Below are 23528 nucleotides of genomic sequence, written 5' to 3'. Positions count from 1 at the left end.
CCGATGGCTGATGAGAATGAAAAGGACGAAAGCAAAATGGAACCGAGCGGCAATGTGACCACCCCGGATCCGCTTGCCAATGGCGCCGATACCCAACCCCAAATCGGCGTGATTTCGCAATATGTGAAGGATCTTTCGGTCGAGAATCCCAATGCACCGGACGTCTACCAGTGGAACGCTCAGCCGCAGATTGATGTACAATTCAACATTGGCTCTTCCCAGATCTCCGATGAAGTTCATGAGGTCGAACTGAAAATCGATGTTACCGCCAAAGCGGACGAGGGCGTCGCCTTCGCGATCGAACTGCTCTATTGCGGCCTTTTCGGACTGCGCAATGTTCCCGAAGACCAGGCGCATCCGTTTCTGTTCGCTGAAGCACCGCGGCTGCTCTTCCCCTTTGCCCGGGCGATCATCTCGGACGCCGTGCGCGACGCCGGTTTCCAGGCCCTGTTGCTCGAGCCGATTGATTTCACCGCACTTTACATGCAGCAGCGCGAACAGATGGCGGCACAGCAGACAGGCGAGCAACCGGTTGGCAACGCCTAGGCGATCTCGCTAGGGTTGCAGGGATGAACCTGCTGAAATCCACCGGGACGATCGCCGGGCTGACTCTGGTCAGCCGAATCTTCGGCTTCGTCCGCGATATCCTGCTGGCCCGGATGCTTGGTGCCGGTGCTGCAGCCGACGCTTGGCAGCTGGCTTTCCAGTTGCCCAATATTTTCCGCCGCCTGTTCGCGGAAGGCGCCTTCTCGGCGGCCTTTGTGCCGTTGTTCAACCGCAAGATGGAAGAAGACGAGAACCGGACGGCGGCGCAGAATTTCGCGATTGACGTGCTGTCGGTATTCGTGCCGCTGCTGCTGGTTTTTTCCGCGGTGATGATGCTCGTCATGCCCGGCATCATCTGGCTGATCGACGATTTTGGCAGAGGCGGCAGGACCGACGATTTTTCCATATCACTGGCGCGGATAACCTTTCCCTATCTCGGCCTGATCAGCATCACCACCCTGTTCGCGGCGATATTGAACTCGCTGAGCAAATTTGCGGCAGCGGCAGCAGCGCCGATCATGCTCAATATCTGCATGATCAGCGCGCTGCTCGCGGCGCATCTCGTCAATGACGGCAACGACCCGCGGCAAACCGCCTATTTCCTGGCCGTTGCCGTCGCGACCGCCGGCCTGGTGCAAATGCTCTGGCTTTACTATTGGGCGCGCAAGACCGGCTTCCGCTTTCCGCTCAAAATGCCGCGGTTCAACGCCGATGTGAAAGAGCTGGGCGTGCTGATCCTGCCCGCCGTGTTCGGTGCCGGCATCTACCAGATCAGCCGTTTCATCGATCTGTTCTTCCTCGGGCGGCTGCCGGAAGGGTCCTTTGTTTATCTGGCGATGGCAGACCGGCTGAACCAGCTACCGCTCGGCATTATCGGCATCGCGCTTGGCACCGCGATCCTGCCGGCGCTGTCGCGTTTCATCGCCAAGGAAGACCAGGGCGGTGCCCAGCGTCTGCAAAGCAATGCCATCGAACTGGGCCTGCTGCTCACCATTCCGGCCGCCATTGCCCTGTTTTTCGCCGCCGGACCGCTGGTCACCTCTTTCTATGTCGGCGGCAATTTTACCGCTGCCGACGGCCAGACAACCGCTGCGGTTGTCGCCGCGCTGGTCATTGGATTGCCCGCCTATGTGCTGGTGAAGGTACTGATCCCGGGCTTTTTCGCCCGCAAGGATACCAAGACCCCGGTCTACACAGCAGCGATTTCGCTGATCATCAATATCGTGCTCAATCTTCTGCTGATTCCGCTCTACGGTATCAAGGGACTCGCCGTGGCCGGCGCGATCGCCGCCTGGTGCAATTGCGCGATGCTGTACACGATGCTCCACCGGCGGGGTCACTTCCATCTAGAATGGACCTTGCTGCTCCGGATCGGACGAATCACATTGTCTGCAGCCGGCATGGCGGTCGTGCTGGTCTATGCCGCGCCGATCGGGGAAGGCCTCTATGACGGGACGGTCTGGCAACGGGTCGGGTCGATCACCGCTCTGGTCAGCGTTGGCGGACTGGTTTATGCGGCACTCGCATGGCTGACAGGTGCGATCGATCCCGACAAGATCACCATGCTGACCAAGAAGAAAGCGGCAGAAGATGCCGCAAGCGAAGGAATTTGAAACAATGCGGACGGTATCGGGCATCCAGCCGACGGGAAATCTTCATCTCGGCAACTATCTGGGCGCGATCAAGAACTGGGTGAAGATGCAGGACGATAGCGAATGCCTGTTCTTCCTCGCCGACCTGCACGCCATCACCGTCCACAACGACCCCGCTGAACTGGCTTCGAACTGCCGCGAAATGGTCGCTGCCCTGGTCGCCGCCGGCGTCGACCCCGACAAGTCCATCCTGTTCAACCAGGCCCGCGTGCCGGCGCATCCCGAACTGGCATGGATGCTGATCTGCAACACGCCGATGGGCTGGCTCGACCGGATGACCCAGTTCAAGGAAAAATCCGGCAAGCATAAACAGCGCGCCTCGCTCGGCCTTTACGGTTATCCTGTGCTGCAGGCGGCGGATGTCCTGCTTTATCAGGCGACCCATGTGCCCGTGGGCGACGATCAGAAGCAGCATCTTGAACTGGCCCGCGACATTGCGTCCAAATTCAACAGCGATACTGGCACCGAAACCTTCACTCTGCCGGAAGCCTTCATCGGCAAGACAGCGGCGCGGATCATGAGCCTGCGCGACGGCAACGCAAAAATGAGCAAATCGGATCCGTCCGATCTCAGCCGGATCAACATGAGCGACGATGACGATACGATCGCGCGCAAGATGAAAAAGGCAAAGACCGACCCGGAACCGCTACCCGACAATTTGGCCGATCTCGCCGGTCGCCCGGAAGCGAAAAATCTGATCGGCATATACGCCGCGCTCGCGGACCAGTCGCAGGACGCGGTCATCGCCGAATATGCCGGCAAGGGTTTTGGCGACTTCAAACCGGCACTGGCCGATCTGGCCGTCAGCACATTGTCGCCAATCCGCCAGCGGTTCGAGGAGTTGCGCAAGGACACGGATGCGATTGACGCGATTTTACGTGAAGGATCGGAAAAGGCTTCGGCTATGGCACGGCCAACGGTGGACGCCGCCTATACCGCGCTCGGTTTGCTGCGGGGCTAGTCCGCCCGCCGGCAATGCCGGAGTCACGACGGCGCAATAGACTTGCCTGCATCAGCATTTCCGGTAAATGCTAGACCATGGATATTATCTCAATACGCGGCGGAAATCGCCTGTCCGGAACAATTCCGATTTCCGGAGCCAAGAATAGCGCCCTGACCTTGCTGCCTTGCGCGCTGCTGACTGATGAACCGGTAACCCTGCGCAACCTGCCGCGACTGGCCGATGTTGACAGTTTCGGCCACCTGCTCAACCAGCTGGGTGTCTCGACCACAATCGAGGGAGCACGACCCGAGGATTTCGGCCGGGTGATGACGCTCAAAGCGGGCCGGATCACCTCGACCGAAGCGCCTTATGATATCGTCCGCAAAATGCGCGCTTCCATACTGGTGCTGGGGCCCTTGCTGGCCCGCGCCGGAGAATGCCGGGTCTCCCTGCCCGGCGGCTGCGCCATCGGCAACCGGCCGATCGATCTGCATCTCAAGGCTATCGAGGCGCTCGGCGCGATCATCGAGACCACCAGCGGCTATGTCATCGCGCGCGTTCCCGACGGCGGCTTGCCCGGCGGCGATTTCACCTTTCCCGTCGTCTCGGTCGGCGCAACGGAAAATGCCCTGATGGCAGCGGTACTGGCGAACGGCATCAGCGTGCTCAAAAACGCCGCACGGGAACCAGAAATTGTCGATCTCTGCAATATGCTGGTCGCCATGGGCGCGGAGATTGAAGGGATCGGTTCGTCGACCCTGACCATCACCGGTGTCGACCGGTTGCACGGCTGCACCTACCGGGTGATGTCCGACCGGATCGAGGCGGGCAGCTATGCCTGTGCTGTCGGCATTGCCGGCGGTGAAGTCGATCTGCTCGCCGCCAAGGCCGACGAAATGGAAGCCACGCTCGATGCATTGCGCCATGCCGGGCTGCAAATCGATGTCCACGCAAAGGGCATCCGGGTTTCCTCCGACGGCAAGCTGAAACCTCTCACCCTGTCCACCGCGCCTTATCCCGGCCTGGCCACCGACATGCAGGCGCAGCTTATGGCGATGCTCTGCCTCGCCGATGGCGCCAGCGTGCTCACCGAGACCATTTTCGAGAACCGCTATATGCACGTGCCCGAACTCAACCGGATGGGCGCCGATATCGAGACCAAGGGCCGCACCGCCGTGGTAAGAGGCGTGCAGAAACTGACCGGCGCGCCGGTCATGGCTACCGACCTGCGGGCCTCGATGAGTCTTGCCATTGCCGGACTGGCGGCCGAAGGCGAAACCCGATTGCAGCGCATTTACCATCTCGATCGCGGCTACGAGCGGCTGGAGGAAAAACTGGCCGCCGTAGGAGCGGATATCGAGCGTATCGGCGGCGATTAACCCCCTCTCGCTAGCACTTATGGCAGCTTGTCTTTGCGGCGCTTTTGCCGTGTAGTCTCCCGATAATCAGGAGAGGACGAGTCCATGTTTTCAGGGCCGATAGAAGACCGATTGGCAATTCGCGAACTGCATGATGCCTATTGCGATGCCGTACTGCGGAAAAATCCCGAAGACTGGGGCGCATTATGGACAGAAGATGCTGTCTGGTCGCTCATGGGCACCGAGGTGGTCGGTCGCGAGAATATCGTCAATCTCTGGAACGGTGCCATGGCCCAGTTCGACGCCGTCAGCTTTCTGGGCATACCCGCCAGTCTGGAAGTGACGGGTAACACAGCATCCGGTCGCTATCAAACCCACGAGATATTGGTGGAAAAGGGCGAACCCCGGGTAGCCGGCGGCCGCTATAACGATGAATTTGTCAAAGTCGATGGCCAGTGGCTCTACAGCAAACGCATTTTTGTCGTCGTCGCGCAATTTGGCGGAAACAAGCTTTAAGGGAGTATCGCCATGGCGAAAATATTGATCGCTGCGCATATCGACGTGGAACCGGCAACCCGCGAGGAATGCCTGAAGCAAGCCCAACCCTTCATCGATGGCGCGCTGAGCCAGGACGGCTGCCTCTGCTACAGTTGGGCCGCCGACATGCATAATCCGTCGCGCATCGAAGTGTTCGAGGAATGGACCGACGAGGAAGCCCTCGCCCGGCATTTCCAGAATGTCCATTATGCCAATATGCTTGCCCATATCGGCAGCTTCGGCCTGATCAACGCTGTCAGCGCCAAATATCGGGTCGATGCCGAAGGGCCCGTATATAATGCAGATGGCAAGCCCACCCCGTCGTTTGACTAGCATAAACAGGAATCTGTCATGAACGAAGCCGTATCCAAATCCCTTTTTCAACCCGAGATTCTGGTTGATCCATTCGATTTCTACGAAGAGAAGCGCGCGGAAAGCCCGGTCTTTTTCGATGAAGCCAGCGGCACCTATGTTGTCCTGGATTATGACCTGATTTCCGAAGCGGTGGGTCGGCTGGATGATTTCTCCAACAATTTCAATGCACTGCTTTCCGGCGGAAAAAGCGAGGAAGAGCTGGCAAATGACGAGGAACTGCAGGCCATCCAGGCCAAGGGCTGGCCGCAGGTCAACACCCTGCTAACCGCCGATCAGCCGGTTCACACGCGGTTCCGCAAACTGGTCAATCTCGCTTTCTCGATGCCGAAAGTGAACAAGCTGGAAGACAGTATGCGGGCAATGTCGAACGAATTGATCGACGGCTTTATCGACAAGGGCGAGTGCGAATTTGTCGAGGAATATGCCATCCCGATGCCGGTCCGCACGATTGCCGTGCAACTGGGGCTCGACGTGGCCGACGAGCATACGATCAAGCGCTGGACCAACGCCTTTGTCGACCGCCTGTCCGGCATGATGACTCGCGAGCGGCAGCTGGAGACCGAACGCGAAGTGGTGGAATATCAGCACGCGCTCAAAGCCAATATGGATGAACGGCGCAAGGAAGCGAAAAACGATATTCTGTCCGACCTGGTCAATGCGCAGGTCGATGGCGAGCGGCCGCTCGACGATGCCGAATCCCTGTCGATCGTCCAGCAGCTGATGGTCGCCGGCAATGAAACCACGACGGCGGCGCTGGCCGAAGGCATGCGGCTTTTCGCCACCAATCCGGATCAGTATAAGATGATCCAGGATGATCCGTCGCTGATCCCCAATGCGGTCGAGGAAGTGCTGCGCATGTCGAGCGGGTCGTCGGGAATCTGGCGGGTGATGCACCGCGATGCCGAACTGGGCGGGGTGATGCTGCCGAAGGGCGCGATGGTGATGATGCGCTATCATGCGGCCAATCGCGATCCCAAGCAGTTCGAGAACCCGAACGATTTCCGGGTCGACCGCAAGAATGCCCGCACCCATATGGCCTTCGGCAAGGGCATCCACATGTGCGTCGGCAATATGTTGTCGCGCAAGGAAATGACCGTGTCCTTCCAGCAATTTGCCAAGCGGATGGACAATATCCGCATCAAGGAGGGCGCAGAGCTCAACTATCCGCCCAACATGATGCTGCGCGGACTGGCCAATCTGCCGATCGAATTTGACAAGAAATAGGCTGGAAACGGCAGACCAGAAAGCGGGAATTTACGATGGGCATGATGGATGGAAAAGTCGCACTGATCTCGGGCGGCGCAGAAGGTATCGGCGGCACCGCCGGACAACGCGTGGTCGAGGAGGGCGGCTCGGTGATGCTGGCCGATATCCAGATCGACAAGGCCAGGGAGCTGGCGGATTCGCTGGGCGACCGCGCCGATGCGGTCGAACTGGATGTCCGTAATCTGGACCAGTGGCAGGCCGCCGTCGATGCCACGAAGAAGCGCTTTGGCAAAATGACGACCTTGTTCAACGTCGCAGGCATTTCGGAACCCGGATCGGTTGACGAGGTTGATCTCGACAGCTGGAACCGGACCATCGATATCAATATGCAAGGTACATTCTACGGCTGCCGCGTTGGCCTTCCGGCGATCCTTGAAAGCGGCGAAGACGGCGCGATTGTCAATATCGGCTCGATGCTTGCCATGCGGCCCGGCGCCCAGTTCGCCGCCTATTGCGCCAGCAAGGCTGCTGTCACTTCGCTGAGCAAATCGCTTGCTCTTCATTGCGCTGCCGAAAAATATCCGGTGCGGGTCAACACCGTTCACCCCGGTGCCATCGATACACCGATGTACCAGCGCTATCTCGCCGCCTATCCCGGACCGCATGAAGAAGCGGTGGAACTGTTCAATCGCAACCATCCGATCAATCGGGTCGGTGAGGCGGTCGAGGTTGCGAATGCGATGCTATGGCTGGCCAGTGACCTGAGCAGCTTTACCACGGCCAATGACATCACCGTCGACGGTGGCGGCAGCTACCGCGAATAGCACCCAAAAAAAAGGCGGCCGGAGCGGGGCCACCTTTTCAACCGGATGATGTGAAATGCGGTATCCGGCGTTATGAGTTCACCTTCGTCTTCTAGCGGCCGTTGCTCGCCACAATGTCGACAACCGTTCCACCACCCGAACGCTTGTTCAGGGTGATCACATAGGCGCTATCGTCATTCGGCTTCGAGCCGCCGAGAACATGTTCGCTACCGCGCAACAGATATTCCGCGTCATAGCCGCCCTGTTTGGCCTTGGTATAATAGAAGTCGACAATATTCTTGATCGGTGTCGCGGTGGTGAAACTGACCACCCGCAAATCGCATTTTCCGGCTGCTTCCTGTACATTGGCTTTCGGATAAACCGCAAATTCCGGCGGCATTTTGTTCGCCCAGGCCATGTCATAGGTCAGCTTGTCCTTGCACACCGGCTTGTTTTCGCGCGCGGCCTGCAACTCAGCCTTGTCTCCCAATGTCAGGGTTTCATCATCGGATGTCATTTGCCGCGGTTTTGGCGCCGCCAGCATTTTCCCGCCAAGCGCCGCCTTGGCAGCCGCGCTCCCGTCTGCACCGGTTCCCGGTGGCACCGATCCGTCTACCGCGCCATTGGCACCGCGTATGGCGTTGCGGTTTGCCTGTTCGGTAAGCTCGGGATCGACCAGAATTGCATCTTCAAGCGCATCGTTCATTGCCGGATCGGAAGTCAGATTGTCGTCCAGCTTCGCCAGCTCTTCTTCGCTCGCCTCGTTGCTGCCACAGGCTGCCAGCGTCAGCGGCAGTGCGAGCGCCGCAGCGGACAGCCACAAGGATCGGGAAAGATTAGACATGCAATTTGCTCCTGAATTTAGGGAATTACATGGATAAAAAGCGTTAATATTCCGTTAGGGAATCTGGTTAATCGGGTGACTTTCCGTTAACTTTTTGTCCTGAAACGGGATAATCAGCCGAACGTATCCGGCCCGTCCATTTCTCCGAAACGGATCAGCCGCGAGGTCATCACAGCCGCCTGACGATTGACCACAGCCTTTTTATATTCCGCATCGGTGACCATTTCCATGAAAGCACCGCTATTGGGGTAACGCGCAATGAAAGATGAATCCCATTGCTTGTCATCCGGGCCGATCACCATACATTCCATCTGACCCCGCCAAATCACTGTGCCGCCGACCCGCTGGAATATCGGACCGCTGGTCTTGCCATATTCTTCATAGGCGCGCGCACCGCTCCATCCCTTGCCGGCATTGGGATGATCCGCAGGATATTGCGCCTCTTCATGGAAGCGAAGCAGATTGAGCATATTGATCGGCACATCGCGCGGCAGCGCCTTGAATGCGTCGAAACTCTCTCGTGTCGGGTCGAGATAGCGGTCTTCCGTCATGATCATTCTCCTACTAGAATATTTTTCTGTTTTCCACCCACTGGTCGCGCGATTGCCCCCAGTCGTCAACCCGTGCATCCTGATAGGGTGCGGGCAACCGTGTCGCACCGCGGTTTGTCGAACCCAGCCGCTCCGCCAACCGGATCGACGCCCGATTGGCCGGATCAATCGTATGGCAGATATCGCTCCAGCCCAGCGTGTCTACCGCATAGTTCATGCTCGCCACCGCCGCTTCCAGGGCATAGCCCTTGCCAGCAAAGTCCGGCGCAACGCCCCAGCCTATCTCTGTTCCCGGCCAGCCGTCGGGATACCAGGGCCCGATCCGCCCGATCCACTGGCCGCTATCCTTCAGGATCAGGGAGAACATGGCGAAGCCGCGTACATGCCACGCCCCCACCATGGCGCACAGGTCGCGCCAGCTTTCCGCCCGGCTTTTCGCGCCGCCAATGAAAGTCATGGTGGCGGCATCCGACTGGAAGTCCGCCCAGGCGTCAAAATCGTCGGCATTGGGCGGTCGCAGGATCAAACGCCCAGTTTCGATTCTGATATTCTCTACAGCCATCGCCAGTTTTCCTCCCGGACGGTCAGCCTACTATGAGCCTGTTTGATTGGAAATGCTTGAAATCAGGGTGCACTACTCCTACAATACAGTAATGTTCAATCTTATTTCCATCCTGATCGGTATAATTGCCCTGACACTCTCTTTCATCGGCCTGGTTCCCCTGCTCGGATGGACCAACTGGCTGATCTTGCCGATTGCCGGCGTCGGTGCGCTGTTCGGGCTGATTTCATCCCGCGCAAGCGGCATGTATTTCTGCATTATCGTGATGTGCATCTGCGCCTTCCGGCTTTGGATCGGTGGCGGCATCATCTGATCCTGCGGTCGGTTTTTCCGACCGATAAGATTTCTTGATTGCCCGGTGTCGGCGCGAGGCTTAAGCGCTGAAAAATGTCCAGCGCGCTCTCCTCCCGTCGAATAGGTCTTGTTCAGGCCCTGACCGCCTGCATATTCTGGGGTCTGATGCCGGTCTATTTCAAGCTGCTGCAAAATGTCGGCGCGCTGGAAGTGGTCGCTCACCGTATCGTCTGGTCGGTGCCGCTGTTGCTTGTCATCCTTTGTGTTCGCAAGAATCTGGCCAGTCTGGCATCCGCGCTGGCGAATGCCAAATTGCGGCGGGCAATGTTGGCCAGCGCCTCGCTGATTGCCGCCAACTGGCTCATCTATGTTTGGGCTGTCCATCAGGATCATATTCTGGCGGCCAGCCTAGGCTATTTTATCAGCCCGTTGCTCAGCGTCCTGATGGGCAGGCTGTTTCTGGGTGAAAAGCTCTCCCGCATAAAATGGATCGCGATTGCCATCGCAACCGCCGGTGTATCGGTGCTGGCGCTGCAAGCCCTTGATACGCTCTGGATCAGCCTAGCGCTGGCGATGAGCTGGAGTAGCTACGGTCTGGTGCGCAAGATTGCCGACATCGGGCCGATTGTCGGACTGACCGCAGAGACGGGCATGCTGTTTCTGCCATTCACCCTGTTGCTGGTCTGGCTGACCATCGCCGCGCCTTCTTCCGCCACCGGCCTGCATCTCGGCGATGACCCTATCATTGACCTGTTGCTGATCGGGGGTTCAGTCGTCACCGCCATCCCGCTGCTGCTGTTCGCTTCGGCGGTCAAGAAGATGACGCTAGGCGCCATCGGCCTGCTCAACTATCTTGCACCAACGATCCAGTTTCTGGTCGGCGTCCTGATCTACAAGGAAGCGCTGACACCCTCGCACATCGCCTGCTTTGTGCTAATCTGGATCAGCCTGGCGATCTTCTCGACCGATTCCTATCTGACGGGCAAGGCCGAACGGAATCTGCAGTCTGCCTGATCCTTTGCGGGATGCGAAACTAGAGAATATGCCAGTTCAGCACGGATCCGGCGTGAAAGGGAACCAGATTCGCGCCGCCCGATTCGATCTCGGCCGGTATCATTGTCTCGCGCCGTTCCAGACTGACGGTCGCTTCATTGACCGGCAAGCCATAGAATGCCGGACCATGTATCGATGCGAAACCCTCCAGCCGGTCGAGCGCATCCTCTTCCTCGAACACCGCCACATAGCTTTCCAGCGCATAGGGTGCATTGAAAATCCCGGCACAACCACAGGCAGATTCCTTGGCGTGAATTTCATGCGGCGCGCTGTCGGTGCCGAGGAAATATTTCGGTGATCCGGACGTTGCTGCCTTGCGCAGCGCCAGCCGGTGCCGCTCCCGTTTCGCCACCGGTAGACAATAAGCGTGCGGACGCATGCCGCCCACCAGCATGGCATTGCGGTTGATATGCAGATGATGCGGTGTGATTGTGGCCGCAATATTGGGACCGGCGCTATCAACGAACTGAACCGCCTGCTCGGTGGTGATATGTTCGAACACGATTTTCAGATCCGGCAGTTTCGCGATCAGCTGTTTCAGGATCTGCTCGATAAACACCGCTTCGCGATCAAAAATGTCGATCTCCGCGTCGGTCACTTCGCCATGGACCAGCAGCGGCATACCAATCTCCTGCATCCGTTCGAGCACCGGCATGATATGGGCCACATCGGTCACCCCGTGGGCGCTGTTGGTCGTCGCATTGGCGGGATAGAGCTTCGCGGCGGTGAAAATACCGTCAGCGTGCCCCGCGGCGATGTCGTCTGCATCGGCATCATCGGTCAGATAGCAGGTCATCAGCGGTGTGAAATCGGAGCCAGCGGGCAAGGCTGCCATGATCCTGTCCCGATAGGCTGCGGCATCGGCAGCACTGGTCACGGGGGGCGAAAGATTGGGCATGACGATCGCCCGGCCGAACTGCTTTGCAGTAACCGGGGCAACCGCTTCCAGCATCGCACCATCGCGAAGATGGAGGTGCCAGTCGTCCGGACGGCGTATGGTAATCGTGTCGGTCATATTGCTCCGTGCAAAGGCTTGGTTTTTGGCTCCGCACACCCTACCTAATTGCCATGACCGAAACCAGACTTAATGACCGCGCCATCGTCCGTCTCTCGGCAATCGATGGGTCGGAAGATATCCGGGCATTCCTGCAGGGGCTGGTCACACAGGATATGACCGATGTGCTGGAAGGTGCGCCGCAATGGTCGGCGCTGCTCACCGCCCAGGGGAAAGTCCTGTACGATTTTATCCTGTGGGTCGACGGCGACGCGATCCTGATCGACTGCGAGGAAGAACAGGCCGATGCGCTGGTCAAGCGGCTGAAACTCTACCGGCTGCGCCGCAAGATCGAGATCGCCCGGGACGATAGCCTCGGCGTTTACTGGGCCTTGAACGCCATCAACCAGCCAGCTGATCCGCGACTGGCCGCACTGGGCCATCGCTGGCTGGCCGAAGCAGGGCAAGGTAAAGCGGCCGACGAAGCCTATCGAAAGCACCGCCTGTCATACGGCGTGACCGAGGGGGTTGCGGAATTGGGCAGTGACAAGACCTTGTGGCTGGAGTGCAATGCAGCCGAACTAAACGGCGTCAGTTTCACAAAGGGCTGCTATGTCGGTCAGGAGAATACCGCACGGATGAATTACCGGCAGAAGGTCAACCGGCGCATTGTCGTCGTACCGGTCGCGCAGGCGGATGAAAAACGCCAACGCATCGTCTATCCGTACCTTGGTCTGTCAATCGAACATCGCCGTGTCGATGATCTGGAGACGCTCGATCTGCCCGACTGGCTGCGAAAGGCGCTTTGACGGAGAGCTGACAGGCAGCAGCCTTCGCTGCGATGCCCGTCATGTCTCAATCTGATCGGGCGTACTCAGGCAGCGTCGCTTTCTTCGGTTGCCTTGGGTTTCGTCACCCGTTTCTTACGCGCCGGTTTCTTTTCCACCTCGACCTCGGCCGACTGTGAAATTGCCGGTGGCAGGGCGCTGGCATCAAGACCGTTGCTCTCGCCATTTTTCTCGGCCGTGTCGGCGTGATCCGTGGCCGCTTCAACCTTGCGCGGACGGCGGCTTCGAACCGGTTTTTTCTTTTCCGGCGTTTCATCCGTGGCTGTTTCGGCTTCGTCAGTCCGCTCATCCCGTTTCGGACGGCTTTGCTGTGTCTGCTGGGAACGGCTGCGCTGTCCATTGCCGTCATGGTCGGCGGAATCATCCTGGCCATTGCCACGATTGTCATTCCGGTTGTCCGACCGGTTATCGCCACGCGCTTCTTCGCGCGCAATCCGCTGTTCCTCACGGCGGGCGATCGTATCAGCATTCACGCGGAAATAATGGTCGGCAAATTGATGATAATATTCGGCCTGGACGCGGTCGCCATTAACCTGCGCGTCCTGCGCCATTTTCTTGTATTTATCGAGCATCTGCGCAGCGTTGCCGCGCGCACGGTTATCGATGCGGTTATCGCGATCCGATCCACCACCGCGGTTACCCTGCGAGCGGTTATTGGTGTTCCGGCTGCGCCCACGGCGGCCAGGCTGACGATTGTTCATCAAATTTTAGGTATCCTTATACCGATAATAAACTTGGTCTTTCTCAAGTCATAGCCACACGCTGGCGGCGATTGCGCTACGGACAACCTGCCCACAGCGGCCCATACAAGACAAATGCACGCCGAAAACCAGCAACATTATCGAGTTGGGGGCAGGCCAGAGATTTAGGGAAAAAGCCAGAAATCCTCTGGGCCTGAGCAAGTCTTAGCGAGTCGCTCGGTCAAATCCAAGCCCTTTTTAGTGGCGGAGTACCAGCAAGCGGTCATTTCCACCAAAATCCTTTTTTAATTCAACATGATAACCACTATCCGAGGCCAGTTGCGAAACCGGTTTCGCCTGATCAAAACCAATTTCCAGCATCGCAATTCCCCTTGGCGAGAGCAGTTTTCCCAGCGCCGGAATGATGATCCTGTAATCGTCCAGCCCCTCGGCACCGGCGAACAAGGCCCGATGCGGCTCAAAACTGGCGACATCCGCGGAGAGGCGGGTACCGGTAGAGATATAGGGCGGGTTGGCGAGGACCAGATCGAAGCCGGAACCGAGCGCGCTCGCCCAGTCTGCCGAGGTCCAGTCGAGCAACAGGAAACGGGCACGATCGGCCAGTCCGAGCGCATCCGCATTCTCGTGGGCGACCTGCAGCGCGGCCGCGCTGGCATCCATGGCCAGCCCCCGGCTTTCCGGAAATTCATGCAGCGCCGCGAGCAGCAGCGCGCCGCTGCCCGTGCCCAGATCTGCGATGCGCTGCGGATGTGCGGAAGCAAACAGGCGGACCGCTTCCTCGATCAGCAATTCGCTGTCGGGCCGGGGAATCAGGACATCGGATGTAACCCGGAAATCGAGACCCCAGAATTCCTTTCTGCCAATGATATGGGCGACCGGTTCCGAGCGCTGGCGCCGTTCGACCAAAGCGGAAAATTCCAAGGGCGCTTCCAGTCCGGGCAGATTCAGCAACAGTTGGGACCGTTCCATCTGCAGCGCGTGGGCCATCAGCAATTCCGCGTCCAAGCGCGGGCTATCGGAAATATCCGACAGTTTCCGGGCCGCCTCGCGCAAGGCGGCGGCTGCATCACCCATCCAGATTGGCGAGCCGGCTGGCTTCATCCTCAGCGATCAGCGCGTCTACCAGTTCACCAAGGGCGCCGCCCTCAACAATCTCGGGCAGCTTGTGCAGCGTCAGGTTGATCCGGTGGTCGGTGACCCGCCCCTGCGGATAATTGTAGGTGCGGATGCGCTCCGAACGGTCGCCGGAACCGACCATCGACTTGCGCGCTTCCGCCTCTTCGCTCTGCACCGCATCGCGCTCCTGCTCGTAGAGCCGCGCCGCCAGGACCTTCATCGCCTGCGCCTTGTTCTTGTGCTGCGACTTGCCGTCCTGGCATTGCACGACAAGACCGGTCGGCAAGTGGGTTATGCGGATCGCGCTGTCTGTCTTGTTGACATGCTGGCCACCGGCGCCGCTCGCCCGATAGGTGTCGATGCGCAGATCTTCGGTGCGGATTTTCACATCCACTTCTTCCGGTTCCGGCAGAATGGCAACGGTCGCCGCCGAGGTATGAATACGCCCGCCGCTTTCGGTTTCCGGCACCCGCTGCACTCTGTGAACACCGGACTCGAACTTCAGCTTGGCGAACACCCCTTTGCCCTGAATATTGGCAACAACTTCCTTGAACCCGCCGACTTCCGAAGCATTGGCGGAAATCATTTCGACCTTCCAGCCCTGATCCTCGGCATAGCGGCTATACATGCGGAACAGATCGCCGGCGAAAAGCGCCGCTTCATCGCCGCCGGTACCGGCGCGGATTTCGAGCATCGCGGGACGGTCATCGGCGCTGTCCTTGGGCAGCAATTGCAGCGCCAGCGCATGTTCGGCCTGTTCCAGCGCCTTTTTTACGCCGTCCACCTCGTCGGCGGCCATGGCCTTCATCTCGGCATCATCACCGGCGAGCATCTCGGCCAGCCCCGTTTGCTCGTCGCGCAGATTCTTGACCTTTGCCGCGGCCTCGGCCACCGGTTCGATCTCGGCATATTCCTTGGAGACGGAGACAAATTTGTCGCTGTCGAGATCACCGGACGCCATCATCGCCTGCAACTCGGCAAAACGCGCTTCTATCTGCGCCAGTCTCTGGGGAGTGATGGTGGTCAATCACTCTCTCCCGAAGACATCACATCCTGTTCCAATGCCTGAATATCGGAGTCGAGCTCATCAAGGTCGTCGGCAAATCTCAGGTCCCACATTTTTTCCGCAATCTCTGCGATATCCAACCCCGTCTGCTCGCCGGTCGCCAAATTTTTAAACTGCAGCTTGCCGGAGGCCAGCTCGTCTTCGCCAATGATGATTGCCGCCAGCGCGCCCGCCTGATTGGCGCGCGCCATCCGTTTCTTGAACTTCCCGCTTCCGAAAATATCGGATGAAAAGCCGGTCTTGCGCAGTTCGTTCGCTACCGACAGCGCCTTGACCGTGGCTTCATTGCCCACCGGCACAATCGCCAGCTCCAATGAAGCTTCGGGCGCTTCGGCCAGTAACATGCCCAGACGCTCGATACCGGCGGCCCAACCGACAGCAGGGGTTGCGGGGCCACCGAGAGTCTCGATCAAACCATCATAGCGTCCGCCGGCCAGCACGGTTCCCTGTGCGCCCAAGCGATCCGTGACAAATTCAAAGGCGGTATGGCGGTAATAATCAAGACCACGCACCAGACGGCTGTTGCGGGTCCAGGCCACGCCGCAGGCATCCAGGCCCTCGGTGACCTGCGCAAAAAAATCTTTCGCCTCGGTCGACAGATAAGCGTCGATATCCGGAGCCGCATCGGCGATCGGACGGTCCTGCCGTTCCTTGCTGTCGAGAATCCGCAACGGGTTGCGCTCCAGCCGGTCCTGGCTGTCCTCCGACAGGTCCTTGCGATGCGCCTGAAAATGCTCGACCAAAGCGTCGCGCCAGGCATCCCGGCTTTCCGCGTCACCCAATGTATTCAGCTGCAGTATCACGCCATCGGCAATGCCCAGTTCCTGCAAAAGCTGGTCGGCAAAGCAAAGCAATTCGACATCCGCAGCCGCTTCGCCTGCGCCGATGATTTCCGCATCCAGCTGGTGAAACTGTCTGTAGCGGCCCTTCTGCGGGCGCTCATAACGAAAAATTGGGCCATGGGCGGACAGCTTGAGCGGCATGTGCTGCTGCCAGCCATTGGTCAGGAACGCACGCGAAATCCCCGCGGTAAATTCCGGCCGCAGGGTCAGGCTGTCCCCGCCGCGGTCCTCGAAGCTGTACATTTCCTTGGACACCACGTCGGTGGTCTCGCCGAGCGAGCGGGCGAATACCGCGGTCGGTTCGAACACCGGCAGTTCGACGCCCCTGAATCCATACAGCCGCCGCACGCGTTCGAACGTCTCGACAACATGCTGGAAACGCTCCTGCTCTTCGCCGAATATATCCTGGGTGCCCCGTACGGGCTGGGGTGTCTGTATCTTTGCCATGGGGAGCGCTTTAGCCAGTGAAGCGGCAAAGCGGAAGTGGCTTATTTGCACATGGACTCTGGACGAAAGTTGCAAAATCCCCCATTTACACGCGCCAATCATCAAGGGAATTTGTGCGAATGCGCCTGGTTGCTATTTTCGGTCTGGTCCTGACCCTCGGCATTTCTACAGCAGCGGCAGCTATGCCGGAAAGCCTCAGCAAGCCGGACTATGTTGCACCCCAGGATAGCATTCCCGCGCCACAGGACATCCCCTATCCCGGCACCATGACCCTCACCGTCGACGCGCGCGATCATGAACAGGGCATTTTCCGCGTCAGCCAGACCATACCGGTGGCAAAAGCCGGTCCTCTCACCCTGCTCTATCCGGAATGGCTACCCGGCAATCACGCGCCGCGCGGCGAGATCGAAAAGCTCACCGGACTGGAAATCACTGCCAATGGCGAAAAGCTGGCCTGGGTCCGCGACGATATCGATGTCTTTGCCTTCCATCTCGATGTGCCGGAGAATGTCGGCACGATTAACGCGAAATTCCAGTTCGTCTCCGCCACCACCGGCAGCCAAGGCCGCATTGTCATGGCGCCGTCGATGCTCAACCTGCGCTGGCACCAGGTGTCGCTCTATCCGGCCGGCTATTATGTCCGGCAGATTCCGGTCGAGGCGACGGCCATCTATCCGGAAGGCTGGCAGGCCGCGAGCGCCCTGCGCCCGAAATCGACCAGCGGCAACACCGTCATCTATCAGAAGACCGATTATGACACGCTGGTGGACAGCCCGGTCTTTGCCGGACGGCATTTCCAGACGCATCAGTTGACCAGCCGCGTCCATCTCAACATCGTCGCCGACGACGCCAAATTCCTGAAGCCCAAAAAGGACCATATCGCCCGGCACATCAAACTGGTCAGGGAAGCAGAAGCTCTGTTCGGCAGCCACCCTTACGACCGCTATGATTTCCTGCTGGCGCTGACCGAAGAAATGGGCGGCATCGGTCTGGAGCATCACCGGTCGTCTGAAAATGGCGTGAACCGCGAATATTTTACCAATTGGGACAGCGGGCCGGGCCGGCGCAATCTGCTGCCGCACGAGATTACCCACGCCTGGAATGGCAAATATCGCCGCCCCGCCGGCATGTGGACGCCCGATTTCCGGCAACCGATGCGCGACAATCTTCTCTGGGTCTATGAGGGGCAGACGCAGTTCTGGGGCTATGTGCTGGGCGCGCGATCCGGACTCTATTCCCAACAGGATACGCTGGACGCCCTCGCGGCGATCGCGGCGGGCATGGACCAGCGGGTCGGACGCAGCTGGCGCCCCTTGATCGACACGTCCCATGATCCGATTATCGCGGCCCGGCGGCCCAAGCCATGGACCAGCTGGCAGCGCGCGGAAGACTATTATAACGAAGGACTGCTGATCTGGCTCGAGGCCGACCAGATCATCCGGCGTGAATCGGGCGGCAAAAAGTCGCTGGAAGATTTCGCCCGCGCCTTTTTTGGCGGCAAAAACGGCGACTGGGGCGTCGTTACCTACGAGCGGCAAGATGTGATCGCGGCGCTGAACAGGATCCAGCCTTACGATTGGGACGCCTTTATCGAGGAACGGGTCTATCGGACCAGCAGCGAGGCCCCGAAGGACGGCCTTGTCCTCGGCGGCTACCGGCTCGTCTTTGTCGACAAGCCGAGCGCCTATATTCTGGCCAATGACAGGCGGCGCAAGCAGCTCGACCTCAGCCATGGTATCGGCCTGATAATGGGCAGCAAGGGGACCATCAAATCGGTAATCTGGGACAGTCCGGCATTCCGGGCGGGCCTGAAGCCGGGGCTGACCATATCGGCGGTCAACGGCAAGGCCTATAGCGACGAAGCGCTCAAGCAGGCGATCGAGGAGAATCGCGGCCGCGAGGGCATGATCGATATTTTTGCAAAAAATGGTGATGCCTATCACAATTTTATGGTCGACCATTCCGACGGCCTGCGCTATCCGGCGCTCGAGAAAATCACCGGAGAGGGTGTTGATCAAAAAGGCGGCATAGACCGTCTGTTGCAACCAAAAACCAGATAAGGATTCCCTTTTCCATGGATATTACCAAGATTCCGATCGGCGATAATCCGCCCGAAAGCCTGAATGTTGTTATCGAAGTTCCCGTTGGCGGAGAACCGGTAAAATATGAATTTGACAAGGAATCCGGCGCGCTGTTCGTCGACCGTATCCTGCACACCCCGATGCGCTATCCTGCCAATTACGGCTTCATACCGCACACTTTGTCGCCCGACGGTGATCCGCTCGACGCGCTGGTTGTGGCGCGCTCGCCCTTCATGCCGGGCTGCGTTGTGCGCTGTCGCCCGATCGCGGTGCTCAACCTCGAAGACGAGCATGGCGGCGATGAAAAGCTGCTCTGCGTGCCGATCGACGCGACATTCCCTTATTACCGGAAGGTGGATGAAGGCACCCATCTGCCCGAAATCGTGATGCAGCAGATCGAGCATTTCTTCACCCATTATAAAGATCTCGAACCCGAAAAATGGGTCCGGGTCGGCAAATGGGGCGATGCGGACGAAGCACGGCGAGTCGTGCTCGAGGCGATCGAACTGGCGAAAAGCAAGAAATGAACAGATTCCGCGTCATTGCCCTGATGACCGGACTATTGACCCTGGCGGCCTGCGCCACCCCCGAAACCCGGGTTCGCAACGGGCTGATGAGCGCTGGACTGTCCGCGCCGGTATCGGCCTGCATGGCAGATCGGATGGTGGATCGCCTGTCTCTGGGCCAACTCCGGAAGCTCGGCGATCTTGGCAAGCTGAAGAATCGCGATCCCGGTGAGGTAACGGTCAAGGAATTTGTCAAAGAGACACGGTCGTTGCAGGATCCGGAAATTCTCGGCGTCGTCACATCGTCGGGACTGATCTGCGCGGTTCAATAGGCGCAGCGCGACAATGGCGGGCATCTCCATACGGGCAGCAACCAGCGATGATGCCCCCAGCCTGCCCGAGATAGAAAGTTCGGCAGCGAAGGCCTACCTGTCGGTTCCGGGCCTGGAATGGATTGCCGGCGACGCCCCAATGCCGGCCGACTCGCACCGGATTTACATCGCCGAAGGCAGCGTATGGGTGGCGGTGACCGACAGGCATTGCGTCGGCTTTCTGACAAGCACGATATTCGACGACGCCTTGCACATCATCGAACTGTCGGTCGCAGACGGCTATCAGGGCCAGGGGATCGGGCGTCGCCTGATGGAAACAGCAAGAGAATTTGCCGCTGAACAGAATAGCCAAGCCCTCACCCTGACCACCTTCCGCGACCTGCCATTCAACGAGCATTTCTATCGCACTCTGGGCTATCAGACGCTGGAATCGGCCGAAATGCCGAAACGACTCGCGGACATACTGGCTGCGGAAAGCGAGAATGGTCTGCCGGGAAATCGCCGCTGTGCCATGCGTTTGATGCTTTAGTTTGCCTGCCGCCAAGGCGAGCCGGGGAAACCGACTAGAACATCTGATAATTATCACGAAACAGGGTGGAAATAGGCGGCTGACTATGCTTTAGCCAACCCGAATAATCGCCGGTCTTAAGTTTCAAGGCCTCTATTTTGAAAGGTGCTTTCCCTTCCCATGAACATTCACGAATATCAGGGCAAGGAACTACTTGCCAAACACGGCATTGCCGTTCCCGCAGGCTATGCTGCGCTCACCGTTGACGAAGCGGTTGCCGCGGCCGAAAAACTCCCCGGACCACTTTATGTCGTCAAGGCGCAGATTCACGCAGGCGGCCGCGGCAAGGGCAAGTTCAAGGAACTGGGCCCGGACGCCAAGGGCGGTGTTCGTCTCGCGCAGTCGATCGACGAAGTGCGCACCAACGCAGAAGAAATGCTGGGCAACACATTGGTCACGATCCAGACCGGTGACGCCGGCAAGCAGGTCAACCGCCTCTATGTCACCGACGGCGTTGATATCGAGAAAGAATTCTATCTGTCGATTCTGGTCGACCGGGCCAGTGGCCGCGTTGCCATGGTCGTATCGACCGAAGGCGGCATGGACATCGAGGAAGTCGCCCATTCGACTCCCGAAAAGATCCGCACGATCACCATCGATCCGGCACAGGGCTTCATGCCGCACCACGGCCGCGCGATCGCTTTTGCCCTGCAGCTGAAAGGCGACCTCAACAAGCAAGCGCAGAAGCTGGGCAAGAAACTCTATGACGCCTTCCTCGCGATGGATTGCGAAATGGTCGAAATCAATCCGCTTGTGGTCACCGAAGACCAGCAGCTGATCGTCCTTGACACCAAGATGAGCTTCGACGGCAACGCGCTGATGCGGCACCCCGATCTCGCCGCGCTGCGCGACGAAACGGAAGAAGATCCGGCGGAAGTCGAAGCCAGCAAATCCGACCTCGCCTATATCAAGCTCGACGGCAATATCGGCTGCATGGTCAATGGCGCCGGTCTGGCGATGGCAACGATGGATATCATCAAGCTGAATGGCGCATTTCCTGCCAACTTCCTCGACGTAGGCGGCGGCGCGACCAAGGAAAAGGTCACGGCAGCGTTCAAGATCATTCTCGCCGATCCGGCGGTAGAAGGCATTCTCGTCAACATCTTTGGCGGCATCATGAAATGCGACATCATCGCCGAAGGCATTGTTGCTGCGGCCAAGGAAGTCGATCTGTCGGTGCCTCTGGTTGTGCGCCTCGAAGGCACCAATGTCGAGAAAGGCAAGGAAATCCTGGCGAACAGCGGTCTGCCGATCGTATCGGCCGATGATCTCGGCGACGCCGCGAAGAAAATCGTCGCTCAGGTGAAAGAAGCCGCCTGATGTGATTGCACCCCCTCTCCTCCAGAGGAGAGTGTGGAGCGGGGCATGTCCCGTTCACCAAATTCGGAGGCTGGCATAAAGCCGGCCTCCTGAACCACCCAATGTGGTAGCAGATTCATCCACCGGATGACGCCAGAAGCCGCCACACTCCCCGCCCTCGAACGGGCGGGACAGAATCAGAATGCTGCACCGCAGCGCAAAACTTGACGTTTACGTGAACGTAAGTTAATTGGTTAGTGAAATTAGGAAAAGGAAACAGCAATGAAAATCCTGGTGCCCGTAAAGCGGGTGATAGATTATAATGTGAAACCGCGGGTCAAGTCCGACGGCAGCGGCGTCGATCTTGCCAATGTCAAAATGTCGATGAACCCGTTCGACGAAATCTCCGTCGAGGAAGCCATCCGTCTGAAAGAGGCCGGCAAGGCGGAAGAAATCGTCGCGGTTTCGGTTGGCCCGCAAAAGGCGCAGGAAACACTGCGTACCGCCCTCGCCATGGGTGCAGACCGGGCGATCCTGGTGGTCACCGACGAAGAAGTCGAACCGCTCGGCGTTGCCAAGATCCTCGCGAAAATCGTCGAAGAAGAAGCTCCGCAGCTGGTCATCACCGGCAAGCAGGCGATTGACGACGATTCGAACCAGACCGGCCAGATGCTCGCAGCCCTGCTTGGCTGGGGCCAGGGTACCTTCGCCAACACCGTTGAGCTCGACAGCGACAGTATAACCGTCAAACGCGAAATCGACGGCGGCCTGCAGACGGTCAAGCTGAACCTGCCCGCCGTGGTCACCACCGACTTGCGCCTCAACGAACCGCGCTATGCGTCGCTGCCGAACATCATGAAGGCGAAGAAAAAGCCGATGGATGAGAAAACGCCAGCCGATTACGGCGTCGACATCAGCCCGCGTCTGACCACCATCACCGTCAGCGAGCCGCCGGTTCGCCAGGCCGGTGAAAAGGTCGAAGACGTCGATGCGCTGGTCGCGAAACTCAAAGCTGTGGGAGCGATCTAATGAAAACTCTTGTACTCGTAGAACATGACAACACCGACATGAAGGACGCGACGCTGGCCGTCGTCACCGCCGCGTCGCAACTGGGCGAAGTCCACGCTCTGGTCATCGGCTCCAGCTGTGGCAGCGTTGCCGAACAGGCCGCCAAGGTCGCTGGCGTCGCCACCGTCCATGTCGCCGACGACGCCGCGCTCGCCAACCAGCTCGCGGAAAATGCCGCGCCGCTGATCGCCAGCCTGATGGAAACGCATGACGCGTTCCTCGCGCCCGCCACCACCACCGGCAAGAATATCGCCCCGCGCGTCGCAGCGTTGCTCGACGTCATGCAGATCAGCGACATTCTCTCGGTCGAAAGCGAAGACACGTTCACCCGGCCGATCTACGCCGGCAACGCGATCGCAACGGTCAAATCTTCGGATGCCAAGAAGGTCATCACCGTCCGCGGCACCGCCTTTGACAAAGCGGCAGCCGAAGGCGGCTCCGGCACCATCGAAGCCGTTGGCGGCGCCAGCGACGCTGGCCTGTCGAGTTTCGTCAGCGAGGAAATCGCCAAGTCCGAACGCCCCGAACTGACCAGCGCCAAGATCATCGTTTCCGGTGGTCGTGCTCTGGGTTCAGGCGAGAAGTTCGAGGAAGTCATCACCCCGCTCGCCGACAAGCTCGGCGCCGGCATCGGTGCTTCGCGCGCTGCGGTCGACGCGGGCTATGTCCCGAACGACTATCAGGTCGGCCAGACCGGCAAGATCGTCGCTCCGGAAGTCTATATCGCCATAGGCATCTCCGGCGCGATCCAGCATCTCGCCGGCATGAAAGACAGCAAGATCATCGTCGCGATCAACAAGGACGAAGACGCCCCGATTTTCCAGGTCGCGGATATCGGACTGGTTGCCGATCTGTTTGATGCGGTGCCGGAATTGACTTCGAAGGTTTGAAGTCAACACAGCGCTCCGTCTACTCGTCATGCTGAACTCGTTTCAG

At 59.0% G+C, this 23528-nt stretch carries 26 protein-coding genes; 18 read left to right on the top strand and 8 right to left on the bottom strand.

The genetic code is table 11. The features are described 5' to 3' along the window. The first annotated feature begins 36 nt into the window (after positions 1–36). From secB to BOSE62_RS13710, 8 genes are all read left to right on the top strand, one after another. On the top strand, positions 37–546 hold the full coding sequence (gene secB, locus BOSE62_RS13745; RefSeq protein WP_236554196.1) for a protein-export chaperone SecB: 510 nt from the start codon (positions 37–39) through the stop codon (positions 544–546). Between the two features lie 23 nt (positions 547–569). Continuing rightward, positions 570–2159, top strand: a complete 1590-nt coding sequence (murJ, locus tag BOSE62_RS13740; protein ID WP_159647143.1) for a murein biosynthesis integral membrane protein MurJ — start codon at positions 570–572, stop codon at positions 2157–2159. 4 nt (positions 2160–2163) lie between these two features. Further along, positions 2164–3159, top strand: a complete 996-nt coding sequence (gene trpS, locus BOSE62_RS13735) for a tryptophan--tRNA ligase (protein WP_159648054.1) — start codon at positions 2164–2166, stop codon at positions 3157–3159. A gap of 77 nt (positions 3160–3236) precedes the next feature. Further along, a complete protein-coding gene (gene murA, locus BOSE62_RS13730; RefSeq protein WP_159647141.1) occupies positions 3237–4520 on the top strand; it encodes a UDP-N-acetylglucosamine 1-carboxyvinyltransferase in 1284 nt (427 codons plus the stop codon). Between the two features lie 111 nt (positions 4521–4631). Further along, entirely contained in the window at positions 4632–5015 is a 384-nt protein-coding gene (locus BOSE62_RS13725; protein WP_159647139.1) for a nuclear transport factor 2 family protein, read from the top strand. Between the two features lie 12 nt (positions 5016–5027). Further along, positions 5028–5369, top strand: a complete 342-nt coding sequence (locus tag BOSE62_RS13720; RefSeq protein ID WP_100093255.1) for a putative quinol monooxygenase — start codon at positions 5028–5030, stop codon at positions 5367–5369. Between the two features lie 18 nt (positions 5370–5387). Continuing rightward, positions 5388–6635, top strand: a complete 1248-nt coding sequence (locus BOSE62_RS13715; protein ID WP_159647137.1) for a cytochrome P450 — start codon at positions 5388–5390, stop codon at positions 6633–6635. A gap of 41 nt (positions 6636–6676) precedes the next feature. Further along, the gene (locus BOSE62_RS13710; protein ID WP_236554029.1) at positions 6677–7441 is read left to right on the top strand and encodes an SDR family oxidoreductase; all 765 of its coding nucleotides are present in this window, start codon (positions 6677–6679) and stop codon (positions 7439–7441) included. Between the two features lie 91 nt (positions 7442–7532). Here BOSE62_RS13710 and BOSE62_RS13705 read toward each other — a convergent pair whose 3' ends face one another. From BOSE62_RS13705 to BOSE62_RS13695, 3 genes are all read right to left on the bottom strand, one after another. Then, positions 7533–8264 carry a hypothetical protein gene (locus BOSE62_RS13705; protein ID WP_159647133.1) on the bottom strand — a complete coding sequence of 244 codons (732 nt, stop codon included), beginning with the start codon at positions 8262–8264 and terminating at the stop codon, positions 7533–7535. Between the two features lie 113 nt (positions 8265–8377). After that, positions 8378–8815 carry a DUF1330 domain-containing protein gene (locus BOSE62_RS13700; RefSeq protein WP_159647131.1) on the bottom strand — a complete coding sequence of 146 codons (438 nt, stop codon included), beginning with the start codon at positions 8813–8815 and terminating at the stop codon, positions 8378–8380. 13 nt (positions 8816–8828) lie between these two features. Further along, positions 8829–9377 (bottom strand): GNAT family N-acetyltransferase, encoded by a 549-nt coding sequence (locus BOSE62_RS13695; protein ID WP_159647129.1) that lies wholly within the window; start codon positions 9375–9377, stop codon positions 8829–8831. A 91-nt stretch (positions 9378–9468) separates the two neighbouring features. On the opposite strand from BOSE62_RS13695, the gene BOSE62_RS13690 reads away from it, so the two are divergent. Continuing rightward, positions 9469–9690, top strand: coding sequence for a hypothetical protein (locus BOSE62_RS13690; RefSeq protein ID WP_159647127.1), 222 nt, complete (start codon positions 9469–9471; stop codon positions 9688–9690). Positions 9691–9764: 74 nt separating this feature from the next. After that, entirely contained in the window at positions 9765–10685 is a 921-nt protein-coding gene (gene rarD / locus BOSE62_RS13685) for an EamA family transporter RarD (protein ID WP_159647125.1), read from the top strand. Positions 10686–10704: 19 nt separating this feature from the next. Here the strand turns inward: rarD and pyrC are convergent, their stop codons facing one another. Beyond that, positions 10705–11739, bottom strand: coding sequence for a dihydroorotase (pyrC, locus tag BOSE62_RS13680; protein ID WP_159647123.1), 1035 nt, complete (start codon positions 11737–11739; stop codon positions 10705–10707). A gap of 53 nt (positions 11740–11792) precedes the next feature. Between pyrC and ygfZ the strand changes: the two genes are divergently transcribed. Then, positions 11793–12527 carry a CAF17-like 4Fe-4S cluster assembly/insertion protein YgfZ gene (gene ygfZ / locus BOSE62_RS13675; RefSeq protein WP_159647121.1) on the top strand — a complete coding sequence of 245 codons (735 nt, stop codon included), beginning with the start codon at positions 11793–11795 and terminating at the stop codon, positions 12525–12527. Between the two features lie 65 nt (positions 12528–12592). Here the strand turns inward: ygfZ and BOSE62_RS13670 are convergent, their stop codons facing one another. The 4 genes from BOSE62_RS13670 to hisS all read right to left on the bottom strand — a co-directional run bounded on the left by BOSE62_RS13670 (position 12593) and on the right by hisS (position 16738). Further along, positions 12593–13267: a DUF4167 domain-containing protein gene (locus BOSE62_RS13670; RefSeq protein WP_236554027.1), complete on the bottom strand. Its 675-nt coding sequence runs from the start codon at positions 13265–13267 to the stop codon at positions 12593–12595. 237 nt (positions 13268–13504) lie between these two features. Continuing rightward, complete coding sequence (gene prmC / locus BOSE62_RS13665) at positions 13505–14341, bottom strand: peptide chain release factor N(5)-glutamine methyltransferase (protein WP_159647117.1); 837 nt, start codon at positions 14339–14341, stop codon at positions 13505–13507. Further along, entirely contained in the window at positions 14334–15410 is a 1077-nt protein-coding gene (gene prfA / locus BOSE62_RS13660; RefSeq protein WP_159647115.1) for a peptide chain release factor 1, read from the bottom strand. Before prfA ends, prmC begins: the two co-directional genes overlap by 8 nt. Next, the gene (gene hisS, locus BOSE62_RS13655; protein WP_159647113.1) at positions 15407–16738 is read right to left on the bottom strand and encodes a histidine--tRNA ligase; all 1332 of its coding nucleotides are present in this window, start codon (positions 16736–16738) and stop codon (positions 15407–15409) included. The genes prfA and hisS overlap by 4 nt, the downstream gene beginning before the upstream one ends. 119 nt (positions 16739–16857) lie before the next feature. On the opposite strand from hisS, the gene BOSE62_RS13650 reads away from it, so the two are divergent. From BOSE62_RS13650 to BOSE62_RS13620, 7 genes are all read left to right on the top strand, one after another. Next, the gene (locus BOSE62_RS13650) at positions 16858–18798 is read left to right on the top strand and encodes a M61 family metallopeptidase (protein ID WP_159647111.1); all 1941 of its coding nucleotides are present in this window, start codon (positions 16858–16860) and stop codon (positions 18796–18798) included. Between the two features lie 14 nt (positions 18799–18812). Beyond that, positions 18813–19346, top strand: coding sequence for an inorganic diphosphatase (gene ppa, locus BOSE62_RS13645; protein ID WP_159647109.1), 534 nt, complete (start codon positions 18813–18815; stop codon positions 19344–19346). Further along, positions 19343–19657, top strand: a complete 315-nt coding sequence (locus BOSE62_RS13640) for a hypothetical protein (protein WP_159647107.1) — start codon at positions 19343–19345, stop codon at positions 19655–19657. The genes ppa and BOSE62_RS13640 overlap by 4 nt, the downstream gene beginning before the upstream one ends. 13 nt (positions 19658–19670) lie before the next feature. Then, positions 19671–20186, top strand: a complete 516-nt coding sequence (locus tag BOSE62_RS13635; protein ID WP_159647105.1) for a GNAT family N-acetyltransferase — start codon at positions 19671–19673, stop codon at positions 20184–20186. A 159-nt stretch (positions 20187–20345) separates the two neighbouring features. After that, on the top strand, positions 20346–21545 hold the full coding sequence (gene sucC, locus BOSE62_RS13630; protein ID WP_159647103.1) for an ADP-forming succinate--CoA ligase subunit beta: 1200 nt from the start codon (positions 20346–20348) through the stop codon (positions 21543–21545). A 261-nt stretch (positions 21546–21806) separates the two neighbouring features. Next, entirely contained in the window at positions 21807–22553 is a 747-nt protein-coding gene (locus BOSE62_RS13625; RefSeq protein ID WP_159647102.1) for an electron transfer flavoprotein subunit beta/FixA family protein, read from the top strand. Next, positions 22553–23482 (top strand): electron transfer flavoprotein subunit alpha/FixB family protein, encoded by a 930-nt coding sequence (locus BOSE62_RS13620; protein ID WP_159647100.1) that lies wholly within the window; start codon positions 22553–22555, stop codon positions 23480–23482. Before BOSE62_RS13625 ends, BOSE62_RS13620 begins: the two co-directional genes overlap by 1 nt. The last annotated feature ends 46 nt before the right edge of the window (positions 23483–23528 follow it).

Origin of the sequence: Sphingorhabdus sp. 109 (assembly GCF_902506555.1) — a bacterium.
In the GTDB taxonomy this organism is placed as follows: domain Bacteria; phylum Pseudomonadota; class Alphaproteobacteria; order Sphingomonadales; family Sphingomonadaceae; genus Parasphingorhabdus.
This window is presented reverse-complemented; position numbering and strand designations above follow the sequence as displayed.